Origin of the sequence: Pseudomonas sp. NCHU5216 (assembly GCF_052156495.1) — a bacterium.
GTDB lineage: Bacteria > Pseudomonadota > Gammaproteobacteria > Pseudomonadales > Pseudomonadaceae > Aquipseudomonas.
The window spans coordinates 1-26,969 of sequence record NZ_JBQLIX010000015.1 but is presented as its reverse complement, the minus strand read 5'-3'; the positions used below and the strand labels follow the sequence as shown (position 1 = coordinate 26,969).

Sequence of the window (26,969 nt, the reverse complement as noted above, 5' to 3'; positions counted from 1 at the left end):
CTACAGCCTACTCCTGCCGCCGCACTCAGCGCCAGCGTCGTACCGACTTCTGGAAGAACAGGCTGTTGGGTACCTGCAACAAGGCCCCGGCGCCCTCTTCGCTGACGTCCTGCAGGGTGGTGTAGAAGAGGTTGATGGCGATGACTCGGCCCTTCACGCCGGGCTTGTCGGCACTCTCGATGACTTCCACGGTATCGCCCATGCGAAACGGCCCCATGGTAAAGATCAGCAGCGCGCAGAACATGTTCGACAGCACGCTCCAGATGGCGAAGAAGGCCACCGCGGCGACGGCGGTGAAGCCGGTCAGCGCCGTCCACAGTACCGTTGCCGACACCCCCAGGCGCTCCAGCACCATGAGCAGGGCGCTGCCCATGATCAGCCAGCGCACCAGACCACGCAGCGGCAGCAGCACCTCCTGCGGCAGCAGACTGTAGCGCTCGCCGAGGCGGCTGATGGCGCGGGTCAGGATGCGCTGCGCCAGCCAGGCCAAGAGGATGATCAACAGCACCTGGCCGGTACGAATCAGCGGCTCGCGCCAGGTGGCGAGCCAGTGCAGCAGATCCGCTTGCTCGATCATTCGGCTTCCTCCAACTGTTGCTGCAGCGCCTCCAGGGTTTCCAGCGCCAGCAGCCAGGCTTCCTCCAGTTCGGCTTCACGCGCCTTGAGCTGTGTCTGTTCGGCCAGGCGCTGGCGCAGTTCGTCCTTGCGCGCGGACTCGTACAGGCCACTATCGCCCAACTGGGTTTCCACGGCGGCGAGCTTTTCCTGCACCTTGCCCAGCTCCTGTTCGAGCTTGTCGGCCTGCTTCTTGTGCGGCGCCAGTTGCTGGCGCAGCGCGGCAGCAGCCTGGCGCTGGGCGCGCTTGTCGGTCTTCTCGGCACTTCCAACAGGAGCGCTGACCGGCTGCTGGCGGGCACGGAAGTCGATCAACCAGCGTGCGTAGTCATCCAGGTCGCCCTCGAACGGCTGGATGCGCCCATCGGCCACCAGCAGAAACTCGTCGGTGGTGCTCTTGAGCAGGTGACGGTCGTGGGAGACCACCAGCACCGCGCCGGCGAATTCCTGCAGCGCCAGGGTCAGGGCCAGGCGCATTTCCAGGTCGAGGTGGTTGGTCGGCTCGTCGAGCAGCAACAGGTTGGGCTTCTGCCAGGCGATCAACGCCAGGGCCAGGCGCGCCTTCTCGCCACCGGAGAAATTCAGTACCGGCTCGTCGCAGCGATCGCCACGGAAATCGAAACCGCCGATGAAATCGCGCAAGGTCTGCTCGCGCTCGCTCGGTGCCAGGCGCTGCAGGTGCAACAGCGGGCTGGCCTTGGGGTCGAGGGCATCGAGCTGATGCTGGGCGAAGTAGCCGATGGCCAGGTTCTCGCCACGAGCCAGTTCACCGCCCAGCACGGCGAGATCGCCGGCCAGGGTCTTGATCAGGGTCGATTTACCCGCACCGTTGGGGCCGAGCAGGCCGATGCGCGCGCCGGGCGCCAGGCTCAGCTTGACCTTCTCCAGCACAACCTTGTCGCCGTAGCCCAGGCGCGCCTCGGACAGATTGAGCAGCGGGCTGGAGACCTTGTCCGCCTCGCGGAAGACGAAATCGAAGGGCGAGTCGACATGGGCCGGAGCCAGCTCTTCCAGGCGCTCCAGCGCCTTGATCCGACTCTGCGCCTGGCGCGCCTTGGTCGCCTTGGCCTTGAAGCGGCGAATGAAGTCTTCCATGTGCGCGCGCTGCGCCTGCTGCTTCTCGTAAGCCTGCTGCTGCTGCGCCAGGCGTTCGGCGCGGGTGCGCTCGAAGGCCGAGTAACCGCCACGGTAGAGGGTCAGCTTCTGCTGTTCCAGGTGTGCCACGTGGTCGACCACGGCATCGAGGAAATCGCGGTCGTGGGAAATCAGCAGCAGGGTGCCGGGGTAACCCTTGAGCCACTCCTCGAGCCAGAGGATGGCGTCGAGGTCGAGGTGGTTGGTCGGCTCGTCGAGCAGCAGCAGCTCGGACGGGCACATCAGCGCCTGCGCCAGGTTCAGGCGCATGCGCCAGCCACCGGAGAAATCGCCGACGCGCCTGTCCATCTGCTCGCTGGTGAAACCCAGGCCGGCCAGCAGCTTACGCGCTCGCGAGTCGGCGCTGTAGCCCTGGGCGTTGTCCAGTTCGTTGTGCAGGCGGGCGATGGCGCTGCCGTCATGGGCGGCCTCGGCCTTGGCCAGTTCGGCCTGGATGGCGCGCAGGTGCACGTCGCCGTCGAGCACGTAGTCCACCGCCAGGCGTTCGAGGTTGTCCACCTCCTGGCGCATGTGGGCGATACGCCAGTCCGGCGGTAGCTGGCAGTCGCCGGCATCGGGGCCGAGCTCGCCGCGCAGCAGGGCGAACAGGCTGGATTTGCCGGCGCCATTGGCACCGATCAGGCCGACCTTCTGGCCGGCGTGCAGGGTCAGCTCGGCGCCTTCGAGCAGGCGTTGCGGACCACGCTGTAGAGTGAGGTTCTGGAGTCGGATCATAATGGCGGCGGAGTCTAGCAAATCGCCCTGGAGGCCGCGTGCAGGATCTGTGGAATTTCGCACTCGAACTCTACGCCAGACCCGGCGTGGAACAGGCCTGCCTGCAATTGCAGGAAACAGGCAGCGACGTCTGCCTGCTGCTTGCCGGCGCCTGGTTGCAGAAGCGCGGCGTGCGCTGCCTGGACGAGCGCCTGGCAGCATTGCGCGAGTTGGCCGGCCCCTTGCAGCGCGACGTGGTCGCCCCGCTGCGGCAACTACGTCACCAATGGCGAACCGCCGCCCGTGAGGATGCCGAGCTGGCCGCCCTGCGCGAACAGGTCAAGAGACTGGAATTGCAGGCCGAACGGGTGCTGCTCGAACGCTTGCAGGCGCTGGCAGAGAAATGGCCCGAAGAGGCAGGCGAAGACGATTGGCTCGCGCGCCTGACTGGGGAAAGCAGCGCCGCGCTGCAGATAGTACGCGGCGCTGCAGGCTCGCCTTAGGACGCGCTGGGGGTATTCGCAGCAGCGGCTCCGTTGTCAGCGGCAGGCGCCACGGGCGCGGCCGGTGCAGCGGCGGGCTTGGCGGCAGCAGGCTTGGCCGGGGCTTTCTTCACGGGCGCTTTCGCAGCGACCGGCTTCTTCGCCGTGGCTGGCTTGGCAGCGGTTGCCGGCTTGGCCGCCGCGGGTTTGGCAGCGGCCGGTTTGGCGGTTGCCGGTTTGGCAGCAGGCTTGCTGGCAGCCGGTTTGGCGGCTGGCTTGTTGGCGGCTGGCTTGGCTGCCGCGGTTTTGCTGGCGGCCGGTTTAGCCGGGGCCTTGGCTACCGCCGGCTTGCTCGCGGCTGGTTTAGCGGCTGGCTTGCTCGCTACCGGCTTGGCAGGTGCTTTGGCCGGGGCCGGTTTGGCGGCGGCCTTCGGCGCTGCTGGCCGGGCGGCAGGCTTGCGGGCAGCCGGGGTCTTGGCAGCAGCAGGCTTCTTCGCCGCAGCCGGTTTGGCTGCCGACGCGTCACGCGCTTCGAGCGCCTTGCCGGCAGCTTCCTTCACCTTGCCCACGCCCTGAGCCAGCTTCAGGCTTTCCTGGGCGTCACGCTTGAGCTCGGCGATATAGGCACGGGTCTCGCTCTGACGCACCTTGAGGGTGTCGAGCAGCTCTTCGAGCTCGGCAACTGCATCCTTGGCCTTGGCTTGCGCCTTGGCTTTGCCGGCCACGGCGGCATCCTGCAACTTGCCGCGTGCCTTGTGCAGTTTTTCCTGGGCCTTGCCGCGCTGCTTCTCGAGCTTGGCGAGGAGTTTCTCGGCATCGATCAGGGCTTTCGAGCAGGCATTTTCCAGGTGATCGAGCAAGCTACCGGACAGCTGATGAAGCAGGTGCAAAGGGGTGCTGATGGACTTCTTCTTGGCCGACATGACGCGCCTCCGAGCGGATGTAGAAGCGCCCATACTAGACTCAGGCGTTCGCCCCTGCCATAGGCCTTTTCTTCCCGACAGGGCATCGGGCTGCATCCGGCGCTGGCATAATCACCGCAACCGGATTGGAGACCCTGTCATGAGCCGCGCCCTAGCCGCCGCATTTTGCCTGTGCATCAGCCCACTCGCATTCGCCACGCCACAAGACGACCTGGCCTACAGCCTGGGTGCCCGCCTGGGTGAACGCCTGCGCGAGGAGGTGCCGGATCTGGCGCTGCCGCAGCTAATCGAAGGCCTGCGCCAGGCTTACGCGGGCCAGCCACTAAGGCTGGACGAAGCGCGCATAGAACGACTGCTGGCAGAACATGAAGCGCGCATGGCGCAAGACCCGCAGCGCCATGCCAAGGCCCAGCAGGACGAGCAGCGCTTCCTCGCCGAGGAGCGCGCCAAACCGGGTGTACGGGTATTGGAGGGGGGCGTGCTGGTCAGCGAAGTACGGCCCGGCAGCGGCGCCAAGCCGACGGCACGTAGCCGTGTGCAGGTGCGTTACAGCGGCCAGCTAGCCGACGGCAGCCTGTTCGACGAAAGCCAGACACCGCAGTGGTTCAGGCTCGACAGCCTGATCGCCGGCTGGCGCAGCGCCCTGCTGCAGATGCCGGTCGGCGCGCACTGGCGCCTGGTGGTGCCATCGGCTCAGGCCTATGGGGAAGAAGGCGCGGGGGATCTGATACCGCCCTATTCGCCGCTGGTTTTCGACCTGGAACTGCTCGGCGTGGCCAACTGAGCCACTCCGACGAGCCTCAGGCCAGTGCCGCGGCCTGTTGCTGATGCGAGGTATGCAGCACCTCGATCAGGCAGTCTTCCAGCTCGAAACGCTCGTGCAGCAGGGGCCCCAGACGCTGCAACTCGGTCAGCAGCTCGCCGGTACCCTCACCACCGCTGCCATCGCAGCGATCATTGAAAGCCAGCGCGACTTCGGTGATGGCTTCGATACGGGGGTAGATCTGCTTGGCCAGCTCCAGGCCGCGTCGATCATTGAAGGCCTTGGCCTCGCTGGTGAGCTGCTCGTAGACCTCGAAATGCCCCGCCGAGACATAGTCGACCAGCAATTCACAGAAGCCGTGCAGGCGCTCTGCGCTGACAGCCGAACTCGGCGGCGTGTCGACCAGGCCCTTGTAGGCCTTTACCAGTTCATGGCGCTCATGCAGCCAGCGGTCGATCAACTGGTGCACACCTCCCCAGCGCTCCTGGGCGTTGCGGCAACTTTCAAGCATGGTGAGCCTCACTTCCCTTATCGCGAATGCCTGTCGTACGCCCGTTCCCGAGACGCTTTGTCTGTCGGCAAATGGCATTGAGGGGAGCGACGCAACGAGGCGCCGCTCCTGCGGTACACGCGTGCCAGATTATGCCCGCAAAGTGACAGCCTTCAAGGCGCCCCGGGAGAAAAATTCATACGCCCGTTTGACTCAAGCCCGGGCTCAGCTACGGCGCAACGACTGAAACAGGGCAAACCCCAGCATGCCGATGAAACCCAGCAGGCTCCACTCCGGGATGCTCATGCCGAACAGTGTCCAGTTGACCTCGGCGCAGTCGGCCGTACCGCGGAAAACCTTGCTGACGATCTCCTGCAGGGGGAAGGCCTCGATCATGTACTCGAGCCCCGGCAGGCAAGCCTCCAGTTGCTCCGGTGGCACGCTCTGCAGCCAGATCTGCCGACCAGCCGTGGCGGCCCCGGCGAGGGCGAAGAACAGCGCCAGCAGCGCATACACGCGCTGCCCGAAACGCCCAGGGCCATGTAGCGCCGCCACCAGGCACACCAGGCCGAAGGCGATCACGCAGATGCGCTGGACGATGCATAGCGGGCAAGGCTCGAGCCCCACCACATGCTCCAGATACAGAGCCGCTGCCATGAGCAGTACGCAACCGAGAAACGCCAGGAAGAACAGAGGACGCGGACTGGCCAAGTGCATGGTGACTCCGAAGAGGAAAATCGAGCGCGTACGGTAGAGGAAAGCATGGGCGCCTTTCAAGGCGCCCATGCAGAGTAGACCACTGCTCGTCAGGCGATAGTAGCGTTCCGTCCGTTAGCCCGCCGCAGCTCGTGGCTGTGGCAGGTTGGGCAAGCCATGGTGAAGCAGGTCATGGCTTTCCAGCAGCAGTTGATTGCTGCGCTCCACGTCACCGAGCTGCGCCAGCAGGCGTGCCAGCTCGGCGCAAGTTTCCGGATGGCGCTGCAGACGCAGGCTGCTCTCGAAATAATCGCGCGCCTTGCCCCACAACTGGTTCTGCAGGCACAGCCGGCCGAGGGTCAGTTGCAGCGCGGCATCGTCCGGGTGCTGTTTCAGCCAGCCCTCGGCGTATTCCAGTTGGCGCGCCGGATCGCTGCCGCGCAACACCCCGTAGAAACGCGCCAGGCGGCTGTCGTAACTGCGTTTGAGCGCGCTACGCAGCACCTGCTCGGCCTCCTCCTGGGCACCGAGACGGCGCAGTTGCTCGACGTAGGTGGCGATCAGTTCCGGGTCATGACGCAGGCCAGCGGAGAGCTGGTTCCAGGCCTGGGTCAGCGGCTGCAGCGCGGTTTCGCCCTGCTCCAGCCCCTGCTCGCCAACCTGAGCCAGGCGCCCACGCCAGGTTTCGCGCTCCAGCTCGTCCAGTTCGGCGGCCGGCAGCGCCTTCTCCTTGCGCAGCTCCGGCAGCAGGCTCAGCAGCGCCGACCAGTCCTGGCGCTGCAGGTACAGGCGCTGTAACTGACGCAGCACCAGGTGGTGCCCCGGGTGTCGCTCGCGCATGGCCTGCAGGGTTTCCAGCGCGGCATCGCTGTCACCACGGTTGCGCTGCAGCTCGGCGTGGGTCAGGGCAATCGCCAGCTCGGCACGAGGCTGCTCGTGCAGGGCCTTTTCCAGCAGTGCGTCGCTCTGCTCGTGCTGGCCGAGCTTGCCGGCTGCCCGCGCCGCGCCGAGGTAATACATCAGCGGCTGGCTGGAGGCCTCGGCAGCGCGGCTCAGTTGCCGTTGCGCGCGCGCCCAGCGCCCTTCGGCCAGATCCAGCATGCCTTGCTCGGAGGCCAGGCGAGCGCGCCGCTCACGGTGCAGGCGCGACCAGGGATTGGCCAGGCGCGTGGAGTTGAGCAACAGGCGCAGCAGCGCCTTGGTCAGGTAGTAGAGCAGCACCACCACCAGCAGGAGGCCGAGGAAGGCCCACAGGCTGGACTGGTAGCGGAAGCCCTTGTAGGCGAACAGCACGTAGCCAGGGTCGGCCTCGATGGCCAGGCTGAGCAGATAGAGCGCCGCGCCAACGGCGAGCAGAACGAGCAGCCAGAGCAGGCGTTTCATTGCACCTCCCCGGCCGCTGCGGCCCCCTGCCGACGCTGGGCGTGCTTGCGTTGCAGATAGGCTTGCAGCGCATCGACCGATTCGCTCAGATCCGGCACCTTGACCTCGACGGGGGCGTCGGCCAGTTCGGTGAAGCGCTGAAGCAGGGCACGGCTGTCGGGATTGTCCAGGTTGAAGTGGGCGTCGAGGATCTCCTCGGCCTGCTTCAGCGCCTGCCGGTACACCCCGCTCTGCCCATGCAGCGCGGCCCATTGCGCCTGCTCCAGGGCCAGCGACAGGCTCAGGCGCACCTGCGCCAGGCTCTGCCCGGAGAGCAGCGGGCGCACGTTGCGGTCGGCGTCGAACTCGATGCGGAAGTAGTCGGAGAGTTTTTTCAGCCACTCGCTCCACCAGGCACTGCCATTGTCTTCGGCGGCCAGATCGGAGAGCACGTCGCCCTGCCCTTCCAGGGTCGGCGCCAGCGGATTGAGGGTGGCCGCCTGCTCACGCAGGGCAGCCAGTTGCAGGAACAGGCCGACCCGATCCGGGCGCTGCGTGGTACGCAGGGCTTCCAGGCTACGGCTGAGCTGTTCACGAGCGGCGAAGGCAGCCGGGTCGTTCTGATCCCGCAGGATGTCATCGGCGGTCTGCACCAGCGTCTCGGCACTGTCGACGTCCTGCAGGGCGCTCAGACGCAGGGTGGCCAGGCGCAGCAGGTGCTCGGCCTCGTCCAGGCGCCAGTCCTGACGACTGCCATCGAGCACGGACTCCAGGCGCTGACTGAGACGCTGCTGATCGCTCTGCAGGTTGGCCAGCAGGCGCCGACGCTCGTCCAACTCGCTGGCACTGGGCAGCTCGGCCAGGCGCGCGTCGAGGCGCTGGGCCACCTTGCCCACCTGTTGCTCGCTATCGTCGGCCATGCGTTGCAGCGCTTGCGCCTGCTGTTGCTCCAGCCCCTGCATCTGTTGCAGTTGCCAGAGGCTCCAACCACCGGCAGCCGCTCCGCCCAGACCGATCAGCAAGGCCAGGGCCGCGAGCCCCGTGCCACCACTGCGTGGCGCCTTCACCGGCGGTTTGCTGGACGTGTTCACGGCTGCGCTGGCCGAGGTTTCATCTTGTTGTTTCGGGGTGGCTGCTTCGCTCACGTATCCATCCTTCTAGAGGGTGGCAGCCGGAAACTGCTCCAAAGCTGCCTGCAAGGCCGCGGCACTGGCACCGCGACAGTCCACAACGATTTCTGCACCCGCACGGCGCGCTTGCTCTGCGACACGCGGGCTGGGTACGAACAAGGGTAGCCGAGCCAGCCTCGGCCAGTCGCCCCCGGCAAGCTGCTGGAGATGTTCGAGCCCCTGCCCACTGCTGACCATCAGGGCGTTCAGGCGTTCCGCCAGCACACAGCGCATCAGCTCACCTGCGGGGTATGAAGGCAGCGTGCGCCGGTAAAGTGGCAGATAGTCGACCGTGACGCCTTGGCCGCGCAAGCGCTCGGCGAGAAATTCTCGGCCACCTTCGCCACGCAGGATCAGCACCTGCGGTGCCTCGGCGGTGGCGATGGCCTGCTGCAAGGCCGGTAGTTCCAGCAGCGCTTCGCTGTCATCACCGCTGGCGGGGAAATGCACCTGCAGCCCCTGCTCGGCGAGCACGCCAGCGGTGGCCGCGCCAACGCTGAACCAGGCGGGCGTCGTCGGCGCTTGCGGCCAGTAGCGCGCGAGCCATTGCAGGCTCATGCGGGCCGCCGGCTTGCTGACCACGATCGCCGCACAATAGCGCTGCAGGCCGGCGAAGGTTGCGTGCTGCTCGGCGCTTTCGGGCAGCGCCTCGATGGCCAGCAGGGGCAGGCAATGGCTGGCGATGCCCTGCGCGGCCAGCGTCTGCGCCAGCGCCGCGCACTCCTCGGCGGGGCGGGTCAGCAGCAGGCGCCAGGCGCTCACGGGTGGCCGGCCTCGCCGTATACCGCCTTGAGAATGTCTTCTGCCCCCTGCGCCAGCAGCGCCTCGGCCACACGCACGCCAAGTGCCTCGGCATCGCCGCTGGCAGCACGCTCTTCGGCGCGCAGCAGCAAGCCACCGTCCGGTTGGCCAACCAGGCCACGCAGCCAGAGCTGGTCGTCTTCGAGCAGGGCATAGCAGGCGATGGGCACCTGGCAGCCGCCATTGAGGCGCTTGTTCAGCGCCCGCTCGGCGGTGACGCGCAGGGCGGTTTCGCGGTGGTGCAGCGGCGCCAGCAGGGCCTGCACGTCGCTGTCGGCGCTACGACACTCGATGCCCACGGCGCCCTGGCCACCGGCCGGCAGGCTGTCCTCGGCGCTGATCGAGGAGCGAATGCGCTCCTCGAAGCCCAGACGGATCAGCCCGGCAGCGGCGAGAATGATGGCGTCGTATTCGCCGGCATCGAGCTTGGCCAGACGGGTGTTGACGTTGCCGCGCAGGAAACGAATCTGCAGATCGGGCCGGCGCGCCAGCAGTTGCGCCTGACGACGCAGGCTGGAGGTGCCGACCACGCTGCCGGCCGGCAGCGCATCGAGGCTGTCATGGGTGTTGGAGACGAAGGCATCGCGCGGGTCTTCACGCTCGCAGATGCAGTAAAGACCCAGGCCTTCGGGGAAGTCCATGGGCACGTCCTTCATCGAATGCACGGCGATGTCGGCCTCGTTCTCCAGCAGCGCGGTTTCCAGCTCCTTGACGAACAGCCCCTTGCCGCCGATCTTCGCCAGCGGCGCGTCGAGCAGCTTGTCGCCGCGGCTGACCATGGGCACCAGACTGACCTTCAGACCGGGATGAGCCTGTTCCAGACGGGCTTTGACGTATTCGGCCTGCCAAAGGGCCAGGGCGCTCTTGCGGGTGGCGATGCGGATTTCGCGGGGCATGGGGCAATTCCAGAAAACGGATTGCCGCCATGATAGCAAGCTCCAATACCGATTGGCCGCTCCCTCCAAGCTCCAAGCGCCGCACCCAGCTTTTACTTGCCGCTTGCAGCTTGAGGCTTGAGGCTTGAGGCTTGAGGCTTGAGGCTTGTAGCTACCCTATAGGTTCTGCATCAGCTTGCGCACGCCGGCCACATGGCGCCGGCTCACCACCAGGGCGTCGCCGCCGAGGCCCTTGAGGTAGAGCTGAAAATGCCCCAGCGGAGTGCGTTGCAGGCGCTCGATGCGCTCGCGGGCCACCAGAGCGTTGCGGTGGATACGCACGAAACGCTCGCCGAATTCGTCTTCCAGCGACTTGAGCGGCTCGTCCAGCAGCACTTCGCCGCCCTCGTGACGCAGGGTCACGTATTTGTGATCGGCGATGAAGTAGACCACCTGATCCAGCGGGATCAGCTCGATGCCCTTGCGCGTGCGGGCGCTGATATGGCTTCGGGGGCCAACGCCACTTTCTGCTGCCGGGCGGGTCAGGGCCGCCAGTTGCACGCGGTTGGGACGCTCGGCCTTCTTCAACGCCTCGCGCAGGTTTTCGGCACGCACTGGCTTGACCAGGTAGCCGACCGCACTGACCTGGAAGGCTTCCAGGGCGAATTCATCGTGGGCGGTGCAGAAGATCACTGCCGGCGGCGCCTCGCGCTCGCAAAGCTTGGCGGCCACCTGCAGCCCGTCCAGCCCGGGCATGCGGATGTCCAGCAGCACGACATCCGGTTTCAGGCTGTCGATCAGGGTAAGGGCCTCCTCGCCATTGCTGGCGGCAGGCTCCAATACTCGGTAACCCTCGAGCTCGCCGACCATGCGGCTGAGGCGCTCGCGGGCAAGGGGTTCATCATCGACTATCAGGACATTCATATTGCTCTGGCTTCCTGCGTGAGTCTCGCACAAGGATAGCGTAGACAGCTGTAATGACGGCCGTCACGACGCTCCACGCTGAGACTGGCGCGCGGCCCGAAAAGTGCCGTCAAACGCGCGTCGATGTTGCTCAGCGCTTGGCGCGTACCCCGCGACGGGTGCTGCTCGCCACGCTCTTCATACGGATTGCTGACACACAAACTGAACACACCGTCCTGGTAATCCGCCTCGATGCGCACCAGGCCACCCGCTATGCGTGGCTGGATGCCGTAGATCAAGGCGTTTTCCAAAAGAGGTTGCAAGGTGAGCTGAGGAATCGGCAGATCCTCGGGCACATTATCGACCTCCCATTGCAACTGTAGCCGTTCGCCGAGCCTGTAGTGCTCGATCGATAGATAACGTTTGGCCAATTCGAGTTCCTCCCGCCAGGACACCAGCGTGCCCGGCCTGGCCAGACTGGCACGAAACAGATCGGACAGATCCAGTACCGCCTGCTCGGCCTTGACGGGGTCGACCGCCACCAGACTGGCGATGCTGTTGAGGCTGTTGAACAGGAAATGCGGGCGGATCCGCGCCTGCAACGACTCGATGCGCGCGCGCAACTCGGCCTGCTCCTGCTTGCGCCATTGGCTCTGCAGATAGAAGTAGCGTAGCAGCAGTGCCGACATGATCAGGCTGATCAATGCATGACGCAGGTAAAGTCGCGTTTCACCACTGCGCGGCAAGGGCCCGCCAAGGTCGTAGTAATCGGCGACGGCGGTGCAGCCCAAGGTCAGCAGTACCACCAGCAGGCAGCACAGCACGCCGGCCAGGGCCGGACGCAAGCGCGCCAGCAAGGGCCGCAGGCGGCACAGCAACGCCGCCGACAGCAGCACGATCCACTGCACGAACAGCGAGGTCAGCGCCAGGCGCACCCAATCGAAGTTCGGCACCATGGGTTCGGCCAGCACCAGCACCAGTACCAGCAGCTCGGCCAGCAGCACCATGCTCAGCAGCGCCTCGGGCTGGCACAGTTCGGGCACGAAGAAGTCATCCACTGGCGAAGGCTTGGGATGGTTGACGTGGGTTTGGCTAGACATGGCAGCAGTTTCCGTGGCGCTTCGCACGGCGGCAAGCCAGAGCGACCCGAGCAAGGCAAATAAAGCACCGAAATGCAGACCAGGCGACAAATTCATGCACTCGCCTGGCCTGCGCCACCTGCAACCGCATGGGCTTATCTGATCGGCAGCGGGTCATACCCCTGTTATCATCGCTGCACTTTTTCCGTCATGCAGGCCCCCATGGTCTGCCCGATCCAGAGCCCTAACCATGAGCAGCGAAAAAACCAACCAATCCTGGGGCGGCCGCTTCAGCGAGCCCGTCGACGCCTTCGTCGCCCGTTTCACCGCCTCGGTCGAATTCGACAAGCGCCTCTATCGCCACGACATCATGGGCTCCATCGCCCACGCCAGCATGCTGGCCAAGGTCGGCGTGCTGACGGAGGCCGAACGTGACGCCATCATCGACGGCCTCAAGCAGATTCAGGGCGAGATCGAAGCCGGCCAGTTCGACTGGCGCGTCGACCTGGAAGACGTGCACATGAACATCGAAGCGCGCCTGACCGACCGCATCGGCGTCACCGGCAAGAAGCTGCACACCGGCCGCTCGCGCAACGACCAGGTGGCCACCGACATCCGCCTGTGGCTGCGTGACGAGATCGACCTGATCCTGGCGGAAATCACCCGCCTGCAGCAGGGCCTGCTGGGCCTGGCCGAAGCCGAAGCGGACACCATCATGCCCGGCTTCACCCACCTGCAGACCGCCCAGCCGGTGACCTTCGGCCACCATCTGCTGGCCTGGTTCGAGATGCTCTCGCGCGATTACGAGCGCCTGGTCGACTGCCGCAAGCGCACCAACCGCATGCCATTGGGCAGCGCCGCGCTGGCCGGCACCACCTACCCGATCCAGCGTGAAATCACCGCCGAACTGCTGGGTTTCGACGCCGTGGGCGGCAACTCGCTGGACGGCGTGTCGGATCGCGACTTCGCCATCGAATTCTGCGCCGCCGCGTCGCTGGCGATGATGCACCTGTCGCGCTTCTCCGAAGAGCTGGTGCTGTGGACATCCGCGCAGTTCCAGTTCATCGACCTGCCGGATCGCTTTTGCACCGGCAGCTCGATCATGCCGCAGAAGAAGAACCCCGACGTGCCCGAGCTAGTGCGCGGCAAGACCGGTCGCGTGTTCGGCGCCCTGACCGGCCTGCTGACCCTGATGAAGGGCCAGCCACTGGCCTACAACAAGGACAACCAGGAAGACAAGGAGCCGCTGTTCGACGCCGCCGATACCCTGCGTGACAGCCTCCGCGCCTTCGCCGACATGGTGCCGGCGATCAAGCCCAAGCGCGAGATCATGCGCGAGGCAGCCCTGCGCGGTTTTTCCACTGCCACCGACCTGGCCGACTACCTGGTGCGCAAGGGCCTGCCCTTCCGCGACTGCCACGAAATCGTCGGCCATGCGGTGAAATACGGCGTGCAGAGCGGCAAGGATCTGGCCGAGATGAGCCTGGACGAACTGCGTCAGTTCAGCGATCAGATCGCTGACGATGTGTTCGCCGTACTGACCCTGGAAGGCTCGGTGGGTGCCCGCGACCATATCGGCGGTACCGCACCGAATCAGGTGCGCGCGGCCGTGGCGCGTGGTCGCGAGCTGCTGGCCAGTCGCTGAGCCAAGCCCTGGGAAAGGACGCCCATGTTCGAACTGCTGCTACGCGGCCTGGGGTTTCTGGCCGGGATGATCGCCGAGATCGTCCTGGCCTACCTCTTCTAAGGCATCGGCTGGCTGGCCTTGCGCCTGCTGACGCTGGGCCGCTACCCAGGCCTGCCACTGCGCGTGGATGACCCGATGGGCTCACGCACGGCCTGGGTCGCAGCGTTCGGTTTCTTTTGCCTCGTGGGCTCGCCACTGATCTGGCTGACCCTCAACCAAGGCTGATTTACAACGAGATATGCCATGCCCCTGACCATCCGCCCCGCTACCCCTGACGATGCCGAGCTGATCCTGCGCTTCATCACCGATCTGGCCATCTACGAGAAGGCCGAGCACGAGGTGAAGACCGACGCCGCCGGTATCCGCGACAGCCTGTTCGCCGAAGGCAGCACCGCCCACGGCCTGATCTGCGAGCGCGACGGCCAGGCCATCGGCTATGCGGTGTACTTCTTCAACTACTCCACCTGGCTGGGTAAGCACGGCCTGTATCTGGAAGACCTCTACGTCAGCCCCGAAGCACGCGGCCTGGGCGCCGGCAAGGCGCTGCTGCGCCACCTGGCGCAACTGGCCGTGGCCCGCGATTGTGGCCGTTTCGAGTGGTCGGTGCTGGACTGGAACACCCCGGCCATCGACTTCTACGAATCCTTCGGTGCCCGCCCGCAGAGCGAGTGGACCACCTATCGCCTGACCGGCCAGGCCCTGCTGGACTTCGCCGCCGGCACAGCATGAGGAACCACAGATGAGCGAGCACGACGACAACGACGAAGATTTCGCCCTGGCCACCCTGGTTCAGGCCATCGAGAACCAACTGGAAAGCGGCGAGCCAGCCGCTGCCAAGGCGGTGTACAACAAGCTGAGCCTGGTGGGCTACGAACGCGAGGAGATCCTCGAGCTCATGGCCCTGGTGCTGGCCCACGAGGTCGACGCCATGCTGCGTGAGGATCGCCCCTTCGACAGCACCTGGTACGAACAGGCCCTGCGTGCCCTACCCGAGCTGCCAGAGGAAAACTGAAGCGGGTTTGACCCATGGCAATGGGCGTAGCGGCCAATAGACTGCTAGGGTCATCTCTGTCTTTTGCCGTTCAAGGTGCCTGTGCAATGCTGCACCGACGCTTCCGATTCGTCGCAGGGCTGGCGCTGGCATTGGGTTTGCCGTTCGCCCACACGGCCGTGGCCGATAGCCTGCGCATCGGCGCCGAGGACGACTGGTACCCCTACACCGCCTGGCGCAACGACCGCATCGAGGGCATGTCGGCCGATATCGTGCGCGCGGCCTTCGCCGCCACCGATACCGCGCTGGAACTGACGCCCTATCCCTACTCACGCTGCATGGAGCTGGCCCGCAATGGCTTCCTGGTGGCGTGCTTCAACACCACGCCCGATACCTATATCCGCGACCACTTCCTGCTGCCCGAGCACATGCTGTTCAGCGACGACATACAGCTCTGGGGGCCTGCCGGCTCGGCACTGATCGACGACCTCGAAGCGCTCAAAGGCAAGCGTGTCGCGGTGACCATCGGCTATACCTATGGCGAGTACTTCGACAGTTACCCCGGCATCCGGCGTATTCCGGTAAGGCGCGACCTCAACGGCTTTCTCATGCTGCAGCACCGCCGCGTCGATTACGTCATCGCCTTTCGCGGCACGACCGAAGCGCTGCTGCGCGAACATCCGGAGCTGGCCGGGCAGTTCGTCCCCCTGGCCCGGGTATATCGCCCGGAACTCTATTTGAGCTTCTCCCGCCACCACCCGCAGGCGCCTGAGCTGCTGCGACGTTTCGATGAAGGCATGCTCCAGATCAGGCGTGACGGCACCTATCAGCGCATCCTCGAAACCTGGCAGACACGCACCGGGCAGAGCACGGTTCTAGGCTCTACACTGCAACAACGCCATAACGACAAGACGGAGTCACCATGAAGTCCTTCACTGCTGAGCTGATCGATGAGCTGGAAATCCTCGCCCTGTACAACCTGGACAACCATCAGGAGGGGCTCAAGGTACACAACAACGCCTCCTTCAAGGCGCAAGGCGCCATCACCCGGCTCTACGAAAAAGGCCTGGTGAGCCAGGCCGATGGCGGTTACCTCACCAGCCTGGGCATCGATGCCGCCGAACACGCACAAGCCGTATTGACCATACTCGCCAAGCGTCAGGCCACGCCCGCCTGAGCGAAAACGCCCGCCGGCTGCCCCGAGCGTCCGGCAACGGCGGGCAATCTGCGTCACGGAGACTGCCCTGGCGAGCACGCCGCTGATAGGCTTGCACCACCCGCCAGTAGAGTTCGAGCATGACGCGCAGCCAGGAAATCCGCCCCGATATCGACGACGGCATCGATCGCAAGGTGCTGGCGCAACTGCGCGCACGCTTTCTGCAGATCAATCAGGGCCGCCTGCAACGCGCCACCCAGGCCCTGTCGACACGCCAGCAACTGGTGCTCAAGCTGCTGCCGCTGCTGTTGCACGTCAACCATCCACTGCTACCGGGCTACGTCTCGGCCAGCACCCCGGCGGGGCTCAGCGGCTTCGAGCCGGACGATGCCAGCCTGGCCGAAGTGCAGCGCCTGACCCGCTCCTTCAGTTACAAACCGCGCCGTGGCCAGGGCGCCGCACCGCTGCATGGCCTGTTCCTGATGGGCAGCCTGGGTACCGTGGCACAGGCCGAGCAGAGCGACATGGATCTGTGGCTGTGCCATGCCGCGAATCTGGGCGAACAGGCGCTGAAGGAGCTGCGCAAGAAATGCGACCAACTGGAAAGCTGGGCCGCTGGCCAGGGCGCCGAGGTGCATGTCTTTCTCATCGAACCCCTGCGTTTTGCCCGCGGCATGCGCGACACCCAGCTCACCTCCGATGACTGCGGCACCACCCAGCACTACCTGCTGCTCGACGAGTTCTATCGCACCGCCATCTGGCTCGGCGGGCGCACGCCGATCTGGTGGCTGGTGCCGGTGTACGAGGAAAACCGCTACGAAGACTATTGCCGCACCCTGCTGAGCAAGCGCTTCGTACGCGAGGACGACGTGCTCGACCTCGGCCACCTGGCGCAGATTCCCCCACAGGAATTCCTCGGCGCCGGCATGTGGCAGCTCTACAAGGGCATCGAATCGCCGTACAAGTCCGCGCTCAAACTGCTGCTCACCGAGGTCTACGCCAGCGAGCACCCCAAGGTCGAGTGCCTGGCGCTGCGCTTCAAGCAGGCGGTGTTCGAGGGGCGTCTGGATCTGGACGAGCTCGACCCCTATATCGTCGTCTACCGGCGCCTGGAGGAATACCTCAGCGCCCGAGGCGATCAGGAACGCCTGGAGCTGATCCGCCGCTGCCTGTACCTCAAGGTGAACAAGAAGATCAGCCGCCCGCCGACCCGTGGCCGACCCAAGAGCTGGCAGCGCCTGCTGCTCGAACGCCTGACCGCCGAGTGGGGCTGGCAGGCGCGCCAGCTCAACCTGCTCGACAGCCGCAGCCAGTGGAAGGTTCGCCAGGTGGCTGCCGAGCGGCGCCTGCTGGTCAACGAGCTGACCTACAGCTATCGCTTCCTCACCCAGTTCGCCCGCAGTGCCCAGGTCGGCAGCAGCCTGAGCAACCGCGACCTCAACGTGCTCGGCCGACGCCTGTATGCGGCCTTCGAGCGCAAGGCCGGCAAGGTGGAGTTCATCAACCCCGGCATCGCCCCGGATCTGGCCGAGGACACCCTCACCCTGGTGCAGCGCCCCAGCAGCGAGACACCTGGCGACTACCAGTGGGAGCTGTTCAGCGGCAGCCTGGGCGCGCAGGAATGGCCGGACTTCGCCCCGATCAAGCGCGCCCGCGAGCTGATCGAACTGCTCGCCTGGTGCCACCGCAACGGCGTGATCGACGCCAGCACTCGGCTCTCGTTGCACCCCGGCAGCAGCGACCTGAGCGACTTCGAGCTGGCCAACCTGATCACCAGCCTGCAGCAGATGTTCGCCCTGCCCCTGCCCCAGGTGGAAGAAACGGCGCTGCTGCGCAGCAGCACACCGAGCCGGATTCTGCTGCTGGTGAACGTTGGCCTCGACCCGCTCAAGCAGCACAGCCAGATGAACCTGCACATGACCAGCGGGCGCACCGATGCCCTGGGTTACTCGGGTGTGCGCGAGAACCTGGTGCTGACCCTGGATCAAGTCAGCCTCAACAGTTGGAACGAGCTGCAGGTGGCGCGTTACGACGGCGAGGATGCCCTGCTCGATTGCCTCAGCGACCTGCTCAACGGCCTGCCGCCCGCAGGCCCATACCCCGAGGTGCAGGTACGCTGCTACTGCCGCAACCGCGCCCCGGCCATCGCCAGCCGGGTCGAGGAACTGTTGCGCGACCTGCTCGACAACTACACCACTGGCAAGGCCTCGCGCTACCTGCTGCAGGTGCGCCAGCATTATCACGTACTGCAACTGACCCCAGGCCAGGTCAGCCATACCGCCTTGGGCGACCTGCCGGCGCTACTCGAGCATCTGGGTGCCGAACAGGCGCTGTTCAGCCCACTGAGTCTCGACCGCTACGCCCTGGAAGGCAGTGACCTGGCGCTGATCCTGCCCCTGGGCAAGCCGCAGACCATTCAGGTGTTCTACCGCCTCAACGAGCAGAGCAGCGAGGCCGAGCTGACCGTGCTCGACGAGCACAACGCCCTGTGGCGTCGGCGCCTACCGTACCGCGACGAGCAAAGCCTGCTCACCCCGCTGCAACGCTTCCTGCAATCGCTGCTGTACCGGCGCAACGCGCAGCTACCACTGGACGATCTGAGCAGCGATATGCCGCTGGAAGTGCTCTACCACCAGTTGCTACCGGATGCGCCACTGCGCGCTCAGAGCGTGGAACGCCGGGTCGCGCCACAGGCGCCGATCAGCCACCCCTTCTATGACGTGCAAGCCATCGTCGAGCCGGGGGACGGACGCCAGCGTCACGTCACCCTGTACTGCAACCACCGCGAATTCTCCGAACTGGAATACGGCCGCGACCTCTACCGCGCCGTGGCCCAGCACATCCTCGCCCAGCGCGCCGGCGGCGAGCGCTACCCCTGCTACATCACTGACCTGGATCTGTCCGCCGTGCTCGCCGAGCAACAGGCGCAGACGGTGCACTACCTGCGCTACAAGAGCGAACTGGAGGATGCCCTGAACGCGGCGCTGCAGCAGGCCTAGCAGGCCGTTGGAAAACCACCTGCTAGCCGCGCATCGGCGCTTCGGGGTGCATCAGGGCGTAGAGGTAGCAACCACTCATGCTGTGGTTGTCGGCGACACCGCCATAGCTGGCGGTGAAGGTCACCGGCAGACCGAGATGCTGATACCACCAACGATCGCTGTCGGCGGGCGGCACCTCGGGCACCAGATCGCTGTCGTTGACCAGGCGGTAAGTGGGCACCGCCAGGGCATTGTAGTAGCTGGCGAAGGCCGGCGAGGCCAGGCGTGGGCTGGCGAAGTTGTAATGCTGCAACGGCAGGAAAGGCCAACGTCGGCGCAGATCCGGCACCGCCAGGCTGCTCAGGGCACTGCCCAGGCTGTGGGCGCAGGCCCAGAGCTGCGCCTGTGGCTGCAGATCCTCCAGCGCCAGCAGGGCCTGATCGCGCAGCGAGGTATAGAGCTTGAGGAAACCGTCGTGCACCAGGCCGGCGCTGCCCTGCCAGGGATAGTCGCGCTGATCCAGATCCAGGTCGTCGAGCCAGTCCTGCACCGACTCGGTACCACGGAACACCAGATAGCAGTCGCCCTGAGGGTCACGCGCGGCGAAGCCGAAGGGTTCCGACTCGTTGAGCAGATGCCACTCGCTGAGGATGCTCCAGATCGGCGCGGAAAACTGCCAACCGGGGCGCTGCGGCGGCTGCCAGTGAAAGTGCTCGGCCACGCGCGGGCGTTGCTGCTTCAGCCATTGCGCGTACTGGTCGTAGGCGTCGAGCACCAGCTCGGCACAAAGCAGGCCGCGCGGCTGCGAGTAGCTGGGTGGAAAGTACAGAGGGAGACTGGGCATGGCAGAGCTTCCTTGCTGATCATTGAAATCTCACTCTAGCAGACTGTCGAAAAACTACCTGCGTTGTCTGCCCGTCGTTAAAAACAGCCTCGCGTGCGAGCCCAGTCAAAATGCTCATTTACAGTCGAGCGCGACTCCGAGCGTTTTTCGGCTGTTTTTGCGGGGCCGCCATCGGTATAGGTCAGCCTGCCTCGCCTACGTTTTTCAACGGTCTGCTAGCCCAGCCTTGATGCCCCTGCACTCAACGGTCGTATTCGCCCGCCGCTTCCGGCTGATATTCCACTTCCAGCAGCGTCAGTTTGAGTTGCTTGCCGCTCGGCACCGGCCAGTCGATGTGCTGGCCAACGGACAAGCCGAGCAAGGCGCTGCCCACTGGCGCGAGAATGCTGACCTTGCCCTCGCCACCGGCATCCTGCGGGTAGACCAGGGTCAGGTGGTAGTCCTTGCCGCTGCTTTCCTCGCGGCAGTGCACCCGCGAGTTCATGGTCACCACGCCAGCAGGGATCTCGTCATGCCCGACCACCTGCGCGCGTGCCAGCTCTTTCTCCAGCGCCTCGGCGCCAGGGCCGAAATCCTCCAGGGAGTCCAGCAGGCGCTCCAGGCGCTGCAGGTCGAGACGAGTGATGGTGATGGCGGGTGCGCTGTTCATGATGCCGGGCAGACTCCTTATGTGTGGCTCAGAAAAGCAAAACCCCGCCCGAAGGCGGGGTTTTGCAACGTTTTGTCGACCCTAACACAGCCAGCCGAATAAACAAGACCAGCAGGTCAGCTCGGCGCTTTGCGCGCCCTCAGGCGCGCTTCGGCAGCCTCACAGATCTGCCGGCGGCGCTGCGCATCGGCAGCGCCCCAGTCGAGAATCTCCTGCATGCTGCGGCCACAACCCAGGCAGATGTCCTGCTCGTCCAGGCAGCACTTGCGCTGGCAGGGCGAGGCCGGTGCCGCGCTATCAGAGTTCATCGAACTCCAGTTCGACGCCTGCCTGCTCGGTCACGAAGCGTACGAGCATTTCCCCCAGCAGTTCGTCACTGCTGTCGCAGACCCAGCGCTGCTCGTCCTCGTCGTAGTCGTAGTGGAAGCCGCCAGAACGCGCCGCCACCCAGAGCTGGCGGATCGGCACCTGGCGGCTGAAGATCAGTTGCGTGCCGTTGTCGAAGCGCACGGTCAGCACGCCGCCGCTGTTCTCCAGGTCGACGTCCAGATCACTGTCGTCGAAGATGTCCTCCACCGCTTGCTGGGTGGCATCGACCAGATCGTGGAAGCGGGCTTCGCTCAGGCTCATCGGGGTGTCCTCACAAGGTGCAGCGACTGCAGAAAAATGGGTGAACGCTACCCGGCACTCAGCCGGGCAGGTGGCGACGGTACTCGCCCGGGCTCCTTCCCGTCCAGCGACGAAAGGCCCGCAACAGCGAAGCTGGCTCGCTGAAACCCACCCTCAAGGCGATGTCCTCCAGCGCCAGCGAGGTCTCGCGCAAGTAGTGCAGCGTCAGCAACTGGCGGGTCTCGTCGACGAACTGGTTGAACGACACCCCCGCTTCGCCCAGACGCCGCTGCAGGGTGCGTGGGCTCAGCGCCAGAGCCTCGGCGATGGCATGCAGTTCCGGGCGCTGCTCGGCGAGTTGTGCCAGCAGAATCCGTCGCGCCCGTTCCAGCAGGCTAGCACCCTGACGCAATTCGCCCAGCAGACGATCAGCGTAGGCGTCGAGCATGCCGCTGACCTGCGCGTCGGCCTGGCCCAGCGCCACGCTCAACAGGCGTTTGGGAAAGATCAGGGCGTTGTCGGGCTGCTCGAACAGCACCGGGCAGCGGAAGATGCGCTGGTGTTCGCGGGTATCGGCTGGTGCCGCATGCTGGAAGCGCACCTGCACCGGGGCGATGTCCAGGCCGCTGATCCAGCGCCCGAAGCTGACCCAGCCGGCCAGGGTCTCCTCGCTCAACTGCCGTTGCTGCTGCGCCAACAGCGGTTGCCAGCTATGGGCGACCAGGGCCTCGCCGCCTTCGCCAGTCGGCTCGTCGTCCAGCCCGACCTGCCCCAGGCTGCCCACCAGCGCGGCATAGCGCGCCTGACGGTGCAGGGCATCGGCCAGGGTCGCACAACTCATCAGCAGATGGCCGAGCACGCCGTAGTCACCCGGCCTCACGGCTTCACCCAGGTGCAGCCCCAGGCAATCGTCGCCGGTCAGGCGCACACCCTCCTCCAGCAGACGCAGGTAGGCACTGGCGGCCATGCGCGGCGGGTGCTGGCCGAGCAGTTCGCGGGGCAAGCGGGCGCGGGCGAGCAGCATCACCGGCTCCACGCCCTGGCGCTGCAGGTAGGCGATCAGGCCTTGCAGATAGGCGGCCGAAACCGAGCCGGCCAGTAGCACAGGGTGTTCCATCAGCTCTCCTCGATCACTGTCTGCATGCCGTGCCGCTTCGGCCAGCCCGCGCCGGACGGGCGCTGGGCGCATAGGCAAGGTGGCGGGGGGTCGGTATACTCCAGCGCAATTCACGCTTTTTTCAAGGACTGTCCCATGAAGCGACTGACCCTCGCGCTCCTCGCCGTTGTCTGCCTGGTGGCCGGCTGCGGCCAGAAAGGCCCGCTGTACATGCCGGGCGACGAAAAAGCCGGCAACAGCCGAGACCGTTTCGAACTCTGACAGGAGCTGCCCCATGGAAGCCTTCAACTACCGCGACGGTGAGCTGTTCGCGGAAGGCGTTGCCTTGTCTGCGCTGGCCCAGCGCTTCGGCACGCCCACCTATGTCTATTCCCGCGCCCATATCGAGGGGCAATACCGGGCCTATGCCGATGCCCTGGCCGGCATGCCACACCTGGTCTGCTTTGCGGTCAAGGCCAACTCCAACATCGGCGTGCTGAACGTGCTGGCACGTCTGGGTGCCGGTTTCGACATCGTTTCCAGCGGTGAGCTGGAGCGCGTGCTGGCTGCCGGTGGCGAGCCGAGCCGCATCGTCTTCTCCGGCGTCGGCAAGAGCCGCGATGACATGCGCCGCGCCCTGGAAGTCGGCGTGCACTGCTTCAACGTCGAGTCCAGCGTCGAGCTGGAGCGCCTGCAGAAAGTCGCCGCCGAACTGGGCGTCAAGGCCCCCGTGTCGCTGCGGGTCAACCCGGACGTGGACGCCGGCACCCACCCGTACATTTCCACCGGCCTCAAGGAAAACAAGTTCGGCATCGATATCGAGCAGGCCGAGGCGGTCTACGCCCGCGCCGCCGAGCTGCCGAACCTGGACGTGATCGGCGTCGACTGCCATATCGGCTCGCAGCTGACCACCCTCGAGCCCTTCCTCGACGCGCTGGATCGCCTGTTGCTGCTGGTCGACAAGCTGGCCGCGCGCGGCATCCGCATCAAGCATCTGGATCTCGGTGGCGGTCTCGGCGTGCAGTACCGCGACGAGCAGCCGCCGCTGGCCGGCGACTACATCGCCGCCGTGCGCAAGCGTCTGCAAGGCCGTGACCTGTCGCTGGTGTTCGAGCCGGGGCGCTTCATCGTCGCCAACGCCGGTGTGCTGCTGACCCAGGTGGAGTACCTCAAGCACACCGAGCACAAGGACTTCGCCGTGATCGACGCGGCGATGAACGACCTGATCCGCCCGGCCCTGTATCAGGCCTGGATGGACGTGTCGCCGGTGCAACCGCGTGAAGGCCAGGCGCGCAACTACGATCTGGTCGGGCCGATCTGCGAAACCGGCGACTTCCTGGCCAAGAATCGCCAGTTGGTGCTGGAAGAAGGTGACCTGCTGGCCGTGCGCTCGGCGGGGGCCTACGGCTTCGTCATGAGTTCCAACTACAACACCCGTGGCCGCGCCGCCGAGGTGCTGGTCGATGGCGAGCAGGCCTTCGAGGTGCGCCGTCGCGAAACCGTTCAAGAGCTCTACGCCGGCGAAAGCCTGCTGCCAGGCTGAGGGTAAAGCCATGCTATTGCGCTTTACCAAGATGCACGGCCTGGGCAACGACTTCATGGTCCTCGACCTGATCAGTCAGCATGCCCACGTGCAGCCCAAGCACGCCAAGCAGTGGGGCGACCGCCACACTGGCGTGGGCTTCGATCAGTTGCTGATCGTCGAACCGCCGAGCCACCCGGACGTCGACTTCCGCTACCGCATCTTCAACGCCGACGGTTCGGAAGTGGAGCAATGCGGCAACGGCGCGCGCTGCTTCGCCCGCTTCGTGCTGGACAAGCGCCTGACCACCAAGAAGGTCATTCGCGTCGAGACCAAGAGCGGCATCATCGAGCTGCGCGTGCAGAACGATGGCCAGGTCTGCGTCAACATGGGCGCGCCGCGCCTGCAGCCGGATCAGGTGCCGTTCCAGGCCGAACAGGCCGCGCTGAGTTATCGCGTCGAGGTGGACGGCCAGAGCGTCGAGCTGGCCGCGCTGTCGATGGGCAACCCGCACGCCGTGCTGCGCGTCGACAGCGTCGACAACGCCCCGGTGCACGAACTGGGCCCGAAGCTGGAACACCACCCGCGCTTCCCGCAGCGGGTCAATGTCGGCTTTCTTCAGGTGCTCGATCGCAAGCACGCGCGCCTGCGCGTATGGGAGCGCGGCGCCGGGGAAACCCAGGCCTGCGGCACCGGCGCCTGCGCCGCAGCGGTCGCAGCGATTCGCCAGGGCTGGATGGATTCGCCCGTGCAACTGGAACTGCCAGGCGGCAAACTGTCCATCGAATGGGCAGGCGAAGGTCAGCCGGTTATGATGACCGGGCCAGCCGCCCGCGTGTACGAAGGACAGGTTCGCTTATGACCGACCAGCAGGATTCGCCCAAACCGCTCGACTCGGAAACGGTCGCGGCCTATCTGCGCCTGCATCCGGAGTTCTTCATCGACCATGAAGAGCTGATTCCCGAACTGCGCATTCCGCATCAGCCCGGCAATGCCGTGTCGCTGGTGGAGCGCCAGGTCAAGCTGCTGCGTGAGCGCAACATCGAGATGCGCCATCGCCTCGGCCAGTTGATGGACGTGGCCCGCGACAACGACCGCCTGTTCGACAAGACCCGCCGCCTGGTGCTCGACCTGCTCGATGCCGGCAGCCTGGAAGAGGTGGTCGGCGTGGTCGAGGACAGCCTGCGCCACGAATTCCAGGTGCCCTTCGTCGGCCTGATCCTGTTCAGCGACAACAAGCTGCCGGTCGGCCGCTCGGTCAGCTCGGCCGAAGCTCATCAGCAGATCGGCGGCCTGCTCAGCGGCGGCAAGACCGTCTGCGGCGTGCTGCGCCCGCACGAGCTGGAATTCCTGTTCGGCAAGGACGAAGCCGCGCAGGTCGGCTCGGCAGCCGTGGTTGGCCTCAACCACCAGGGCCTGCATGGCGTGCTGGCTATCGGCAGTGCCGACCCACAGCACTACAAGAGCTCGCTGGGCACCCTGTTCCTCGGCTACATCGCCGAAGTGCTGGCGCGCGTCCTGCCGGGCTTCGCCACACCGCTGCGGTCGGTACGTTAGAAGCAGCTACGAGCTGCAAGCCCCAAGCCGCAAGAACAGGCAGACCGAACGCTTTTACCTGGAGCTTGAAGCTTGAAGCTTGCCGCTGATCTGGACGCCTACCTCGAACACCTGCGCCGCGAGCGTCAGGTGTCGACGCACACCCTCGACGGCTATCGCCGTGATCTGGGCAAGGTGCAAGCGTTCTGCGAGGCCGAAGGCCTGAACGAGTGGAGCGAGCTGGATACCCGCAACCTGCGCCGCCTGGTCGCCCGCCTGCATCAGCAGGGCCTGTCCAGCCGCAGCCTGGCGCGCCTGCTTTCGGCCACCCGCGGCCTGTACCAGTACCTGCTGCGTGAAGGCCTGTGCCGTCACGACCCGGCCACCGGCCTGAGCCCGCCGAAACGCGAGCGCCGTCTGCCGCGCACCCTGGATGCCGACCGCAGCGCGCAACTGCTCGACGGCGCCGTGGAGGACGACTTCATCGCCCGCCGCGATCAGGCCATGCTCGAACTCTTCTACTCCTCCGGCCTGCGCCTGTCGGAGCTGGTCGGGCTCGATCTCGATGGCCTCGACCTGGCCGCCGGCCTGGTGCGCGTGCGCGGCAAGGGCAATAAGGTGCGCGAATTGCCAGTCGGCAGGATGGCACGCCAGGCCCTGGAACACTGGCTGCCACTGCGCAAGCTGGCCAACCCCAGCGATGGCGCGGTGTTCATCAGCCAGCAAGGTCGGCGCCTGGGCGCGCGTGCGGTGCAATTGCGCGTGCGCCAGGCTGGCGTGCGTGAACTGGGCCAGCACCTGCATCCGCACATGCTACGGCACAGCTTCGCCAGCCATATGCTGGAGTCCTCGCAGGATCTGCGCGCCGTGCAGGAGCTGCTAGGCCACGCCGACATCGCCACCACACAGATCTATACCCACCTCGACTTTCAGCACCTGGCCAAGGTCTATGACCAGGCCCATCCACGCGCCAAGCGCAAAGGCGGTAGCGAATGAGCATCGAATTGATCACCTTCGACCTCGACGACACCCTGTGGGACGTCACCCCGGTCATGCAGGACGCCGAAGCCGCCCTGCGCAACTGGCTGGCACTGCATGCAACACGCCTGGGCGCGGTGCCCATCGAACACCTGTGGGCCGTGCGCAGCCGTTTGCTCGAGGCCGAGCCACTGCTCAAGCACCGCTTGAGCGAGCTACGCCGGCGCATTCTCTTCCATGCCCTGGAAGACGCTGGCTACCCAGCGGACGAAGCGCAGACCCTGGCCGAGGCCGGTTTTCAGGTATTTCTCACTGCACGCCATCAGGTCGAGCTGTTCAGCGAAGTGCATCCCACCCTGGAAGCACTGGCCGAACGTTTCATGCTGGGGGTGATCACCAATGGCAATGCTGATGTGCGGCGTCTGGGGCTGTCCGAGTACTTCCAGTTCGCCCTCTGCGCCGAAGAGCTGGGCATCGGCAAGCCCGATCCGAAACCCTTCCGCGAAGCCCTCAGCCGTGCGGGCGGCGTGGCGGCCGAGCGTGCCGTGCATATCGGCGACCACCCCAGCGACGACATCGCCGGCGCCCAGGCGGCTGGGATGCGCGCCATCTGGTTCAACCCGCAGGGGCTGACCTGGGATGGCCATGGCACGCCGGATGCGCAGATCAGCAGCCTGGCCGAACTGCCGGGGCTGCTGGATAGCTGGCTGCGCTAACCCTCATCCGGGGAAGCCATAGCAAGGCTTTTGCACTTTAGGGGGAAATGCTGGTTGATACCGGACTGGCAAGTTTGTGTGTGAGTTTCGGTGTTCAAGCTACTTATCGGCGTCCTGCTGAAAGCTCCCGTTTCGCCCCCCGGCGACCTTCTTTTGTCAAACGCCACAAAAGAAGGCAAAAAGGCTTGGCCCCGCCATCCG

30 protein-coding genes are annotated in these 26,969 nt (G+C 65.7%); 14 read left to right on the top strand and 16 right to left on the bottom strand.

The genetic code is table 11. From position 1 onward, the window contains the following. Positions 1–25: 25 nt before the first annotated feature. Both ACSVIK_RS12690 and ACSVIK_RS12685 read right to left on the bottom strand, forming a co-directional pair. Positions 26–577, bottom strand: a complete 552-nt coding sequence (locus ACSVIK_RS12690; protein WP_442444669.1) for a mechanosensitive ion channel domain-containing protein — start codon at positions 575–577, stop codon at positions 26–28. Then, positions 574–2,484 (bottom strand): ATP-binding cassette domain-containing protein, encoded by a 1,911-nt coding sequence (locus tag ACSVIK_RS12685; protein WP_442444668.1) that lies wholly within the window; start codon positions 2,482–2,484, stop codon positions 574–576. Before ACSVIK_RS12685 ends, ACSVIK_RS12690 begins: the two co-directional genes overlap by 4 nt. Positions 2,485–2,522: 38 nt before the next feature. On the opposite strand from ACSVIK_RS12685, the gene ACSVIK_RS12680 reads away from it, so the two are divergent. Further along, positions 2,523–2,966 carry a TIGR02444 family protein gene (locus ACSVIK_RS12680; RefSeq protein WP_442444667.1) on the top strand — a complete coding sequence of 148 codons (444 nt, stop codon included), beginning with the start codon at positions 2,523–2,525 and terminating at the stop codon, positions 2,964–2,966. Here the strand turns inward: ACSVIK_RS12680 and ACSVIK_RS12675 are convergent. After that, the gene (locus tag ACSVIK_RS12675; RefSeq protein WP_442444666.1) at positions 2,963–3,868 is read right to left on the bottom strand and encodes an AlgP family protein; all 906 of its coding nucleotides are present in this window, start codon (positions 3,866–3,868) and stop codon (positions 2,963–2,965) included. The genes ACSVIK_RS12680 and ACSVIK_RS12675 overlap by 4 nt on opposite strands. A 139-nt stretch (positions 3,869–4,007) precedes the next feature. On the opposite strand from ACSVIK_RS12675, the gene ACSVIK_RS12670 reads away from it, so the two are divergent. Beyond that, a complete protein-coding gene (locus tag ACSVIK_RS12670; RefSeq protein ID WP_442444665.1) occupies positions 4,008–4,652 on the top strand; it encodes an FKBP-type peptidyl-prolyl cis-trans isomerase in 645 nt (214 codons plus the stop codon). 16 nt (positions 4,653–4,668) lie between these two features. Here ACSVIK_RS12670 and rsd read toward each other — a convergent pair whose 3' ends face one another. The 8 genes from rsd to ACSVIK_RS12630 form a co-directional block, all read right to left on the bottom strand. Then, positions 4,669–5,142 carry a sigma D regulator gene (rsd, locus tag ACSVIK_RS12665; RefSeq protein ID WP_442444664.1) on the bottom strand — a complete coding sequence of 158 codons (474 nt, stop codon included), beginning with the start codon at positions 5,140–5,142 and terminating at the stop codon, positions 4,669–4,671. A 204-nt stretch (positions 5,143–5,346) separates the two neighbouring features. Then, positions 5,347–5,838 carry a disulfide bond formation protein B gene (locus ACSVIK_RS12660; protein ID WP_268180648.1) on the bottom strand — a complete coding sequence of 164 codons (492 nt, stop codon included), beginning with the start codon at positions 5,836–5,838 and terminating at the stop codon, positions 5,347–5,349. Between the two features lie 114 nt (positions 5,839–5,952). Further along, positions 5,953–7,200: a heme biosynthesis HemY N-terminal domain-containing protein gene (locus ACSVIK_RS12655; protein WP_442444663.1), complete on the bottom strand. Its 1,248-nt coding sequence runs from the start codon at positions 7,198–7,200 to the stop codon at positions 5,953–5,955. Then, a complete protein-coding gene (locus tag ACSVIK_RS12650; protein WP_442444662.1) occupies positions 7,197–8,324 on the bottom strand; it encodes a uroporphyrinogen-III C-methyltransferase in 1,128 nt (375 codons plus the stop codon). The genes ACSVIK_RS12655 and ACSVIK_RS12650 overlap by 4 nt, the downstream gene beginning before the upstream one ends. A gap of 12 nt (positions 8,325–8,336) precedes the next feature. After that, the gene (locus ACSVIK_RS12645) at positions 8,337–9,110 is read right to left on the bottom strand and encodes a uroporphyrinogen-III synthase (RefSeq protein WP_442444661.1); all 774 of its coding nucleotides are present in this window, start codon (positions 9,108–9,110) and stop codon (positions 8,337–8,339) included. After that, entirely contained in the window at positions 9,107–10,045 is a 939-nt protein-coding gene (gene hemC / locus ACSVIK_RS12640) for a hydroxymethylbilane synthase (RefSeq protein WP_442444660.1), read from the bottom strand. Before hemC ends, ACSVIK_RS12645 begins: the two co-directional genes overlap by 4 nt. A gap of 156 nt (positions 10,046–10,201) precedes the next feature. Next, positions 10,202–10,948, bottom strand: coding sequence for a LytR/AlgR family response regulator transcription factor (locus ACSVIK_RS12635; protein WP_442444659.1), 747 nt, complete (start codon positions 10,946–10,948; stop codon positions 10,202–10,204). Next, a complete protein-coding gene (locus tag ACSVIK_RS12630; RefSeq protein WP_442444658.1) occupies positions 10,945–12,027 on the bottom strand; it encodes a sensor histidine kinase in 1,083 nt (360 codons plus the stop codon). Before ACSVIK_RS12630 ends, ACSVIK_RS12635 begins: the two co-directional genes overlap by 4 nt. Positions 12,028–12,256: 229 nt before the next feature. On the opposite strand from ACSVIK_RS12630, the gene argH reads away from it, so the two are divergent. From argH to ACSVIK_RS12600, 6 genes are all read left to right on the top strand, one after another. Beyond that, positions 12,257–13,651 (top strand): argininosuccinate lyase, encoded by a 1,395-nt coding sequence (gene argH / locus ACSVIK_RS12625; RefSeq protein WP_442444657.1) that lies wholly within the window; start codon positions 12,257–12,259, stop codon positions 13,649–13,651. 285 nt (positions 13,652–13,936) lie between these two features. Then, entirely contained in the window at positions 13,937–14,422 is a 486-nt protein-coding gene (locus ACSVIK_RS12620) for a GNAT family N-acetyltransferase (RefSeq protein ID WP_442444656.1), read from the top strand. A gap of 10 nt (positions 14,423–14,432) precedes the next feature. Then, the gene (locus ACSVIK_RS12615; RefSeq protein ID WP_442444655.1) at positions 14,433–14,705 is read left to right on the top strand and encodes a hypothetical protein; all 273 of its coding nucleotides are present in this window, start codon (positions 14,433–14,435) and stop codon (positions 14,703–14,705) included. An 86-nt stretch (positions 14,706–14,791) separates the two neighbouring features. Beyond that, positions 14,792–15,610: a substrate-binding periplasmic protein gene (locus tag ACSVIK_RS12610; RefSeq protein WP_442444654.1), complete on the top strand. Its 819-nt coding sequence runs from the start codon at positions 14,792–14,794 to the stop codon at positions 15,608–15,610. Next, positions 15,607–15,861, top strand: coding sequence for a TIGR02647 family protein (locus ACSVIK_RS12605; protein WP_442444653.1), 255 nt, complete (start codon positions 15,607–15,609; stop codon positions 15,859–15,861). Before ACSVIK_RS12610 ends, ACSVIK_RS12605 begins: the two co-directional genes overlap by 4 nt. Positions 15,862–15,980: 119 nt before the next feature. Continuing rightward, positions 15,981–18,839, top strand: coding sequence for a class I adenylate cyclase (locus ACSVIK_RS12600; protein WP_442444652.1), 2,859 nt, complete (start codon positions 15,981–15,983; stop codon positions 18,837–18,839). A gap of 22 nt (positions 18,840–18,861) precedes the next feature. On the opposite strand, the gene ACSVIK_RS12595 is transcribed toward ACSVIK_RS12600, so the two are convergent. From ACSVIK_RS12595 to ACSVIK_RS12575, 5 genes are all read right to left on the bottom strand, one after another. Further along, positions 18,862–19,662: a lipase family protein gene (locus ACSVIK_RS12595; protein WP_442444651.1), complete on the bottom strand. Its 801-nt coding sequence runs from the start codon at positions 19,660–19,662 to the stop codon at positions 18,862–18,864. Positions 19,663–19,903: 241 nt separating this feature from the next. Further along, positions 19,904–20,311: a nucleoside diphosphate kinase regulator gene (gene rnk, locus ACSVIK_RS12590; RefSeq protein ID WP_268180627.1), complete on the bottom strand. Its 408-nt coding sequence runs from the start codon at positions 20,309–20,311 to the stop codon at positions 19,904–19,906. A gap of 116 nt (positions 20,312–20,427) precedes the next feature. Further along, complete coding sequence (locus tag ACSVIK_RS12585) at positions 20,428–20,619, bottom strand: DUF1289 domain-containing protein (RefSeq protein WP_442444650.1); 192 nt, start codon at positions 20,617–20,619, stop codon at positions 20,428–20,430. Then, positions 20,609–20,941, bottom strand: coding sequence for an iron donor protein CyaY (gene cyaY / locus ACSVIK_RS12580; RefSeq protein WP_442444649.1), 333 nt, complete (start codon positions 20,939–20,941; stop codon positions 20,609–20,611). The genes ACSVIK_RS12585 and cyaY overlap by 11 nt, the downstream gene beginning before the upstream one ends. 58 nt (positions 20,942–20,999) lie before the next feature. Further along, positions 21,000–22,037, bottom strand: a complete 1,038-nt coding sequence (locus tag ACSVIK_RS12575; protein ID WP_442444648.1) for an AraC family transcriptional regulator — start codon at positions 22,035–22,037, stop codon at positions 21,000–21,002. Between the two features lie 135 nt (positions 22,038–22,172). On the opposite strand from ACSVIK_RS12575, the gene lptM reads away from it, so the two are divergent. From lptM to ACSVIK_RS12545, 6 genes are all read left to right on the top strand, one after another. Next, a complete protein-coding gene (gene lptM, locus ACSVIK_RS12570) occupies positions 22,173–22,298 on the top strand; it encodes an LPS translocon maturation chaperone LptM (protein ID WP_268180623.1) in 126 nt (41 codons plus the stop codon). Between the two features lie 13 nt (positions 22,299–22,311). Beyond that, positions 22,312–23,559: a diaminopimelate decarboxylase gene (gene lysA / locus ACSVIK_RS12565; protein WP_442444647.1), complete on the top strand. Its 1,248-nt coding sequence runs from the start codon at positions 22,312–22,314 to the stop codon at positions 23,557–23,559. 10 nt (positions 23,560–23,569) lie between these two features. Beyond that, complete coding sequence (gene dapF / locus ACSVIK_RS12560) at positions 23,570–24,400, top strand: diaminopimelate epimerase (RefSeq protein ID WP_442444646.1); 831 nt, start codon at positions 23,570–23,572, stop codon at positions 24,398–24,400. Next, positions 24,397–25,095, top strand: a complete 699-nt coding sequence (locus ACSVIK_RS12555; RefSeq protein ID WP_442444645.1) for a DUF484 family protein — start codon at positions 24,397–24,399, stop codon at positions 25,093–25,095. The genes dapF and ACSVIK_RS12555 overlap by 4 nt, the downstream gene beginning before the upstream one ends. A gap of 72 nt (positions 25,096–25,167) precedes the next feature. Next, complete coding sequence (gene xerC / locus ACSVIK_RS12550) at positions 25,168–26,070, top strand: tyrosine recombinase XerC (protein ID WP_442444644.1); 903 nt, start codon at positions 25,168–25,170, stop codon at positions 26,068–26,070. Beyond that, complete coding sequence (locus tag ACSVIK_RS12545) at positions 26,067–26,768, top strand: HAD family hydrolase (RefSeq protein WP_442444643.1); 702 nt, start codon at positions 26,067–26,069, stop codon at positions 26,766–26,768. The genes xerC and ACSVIK_RS12545 overlap by 4 nt, the downstream gene beginning before the upstream one ends. Positions 26,769–26,969: the final 201 nt, after the last annotated feature.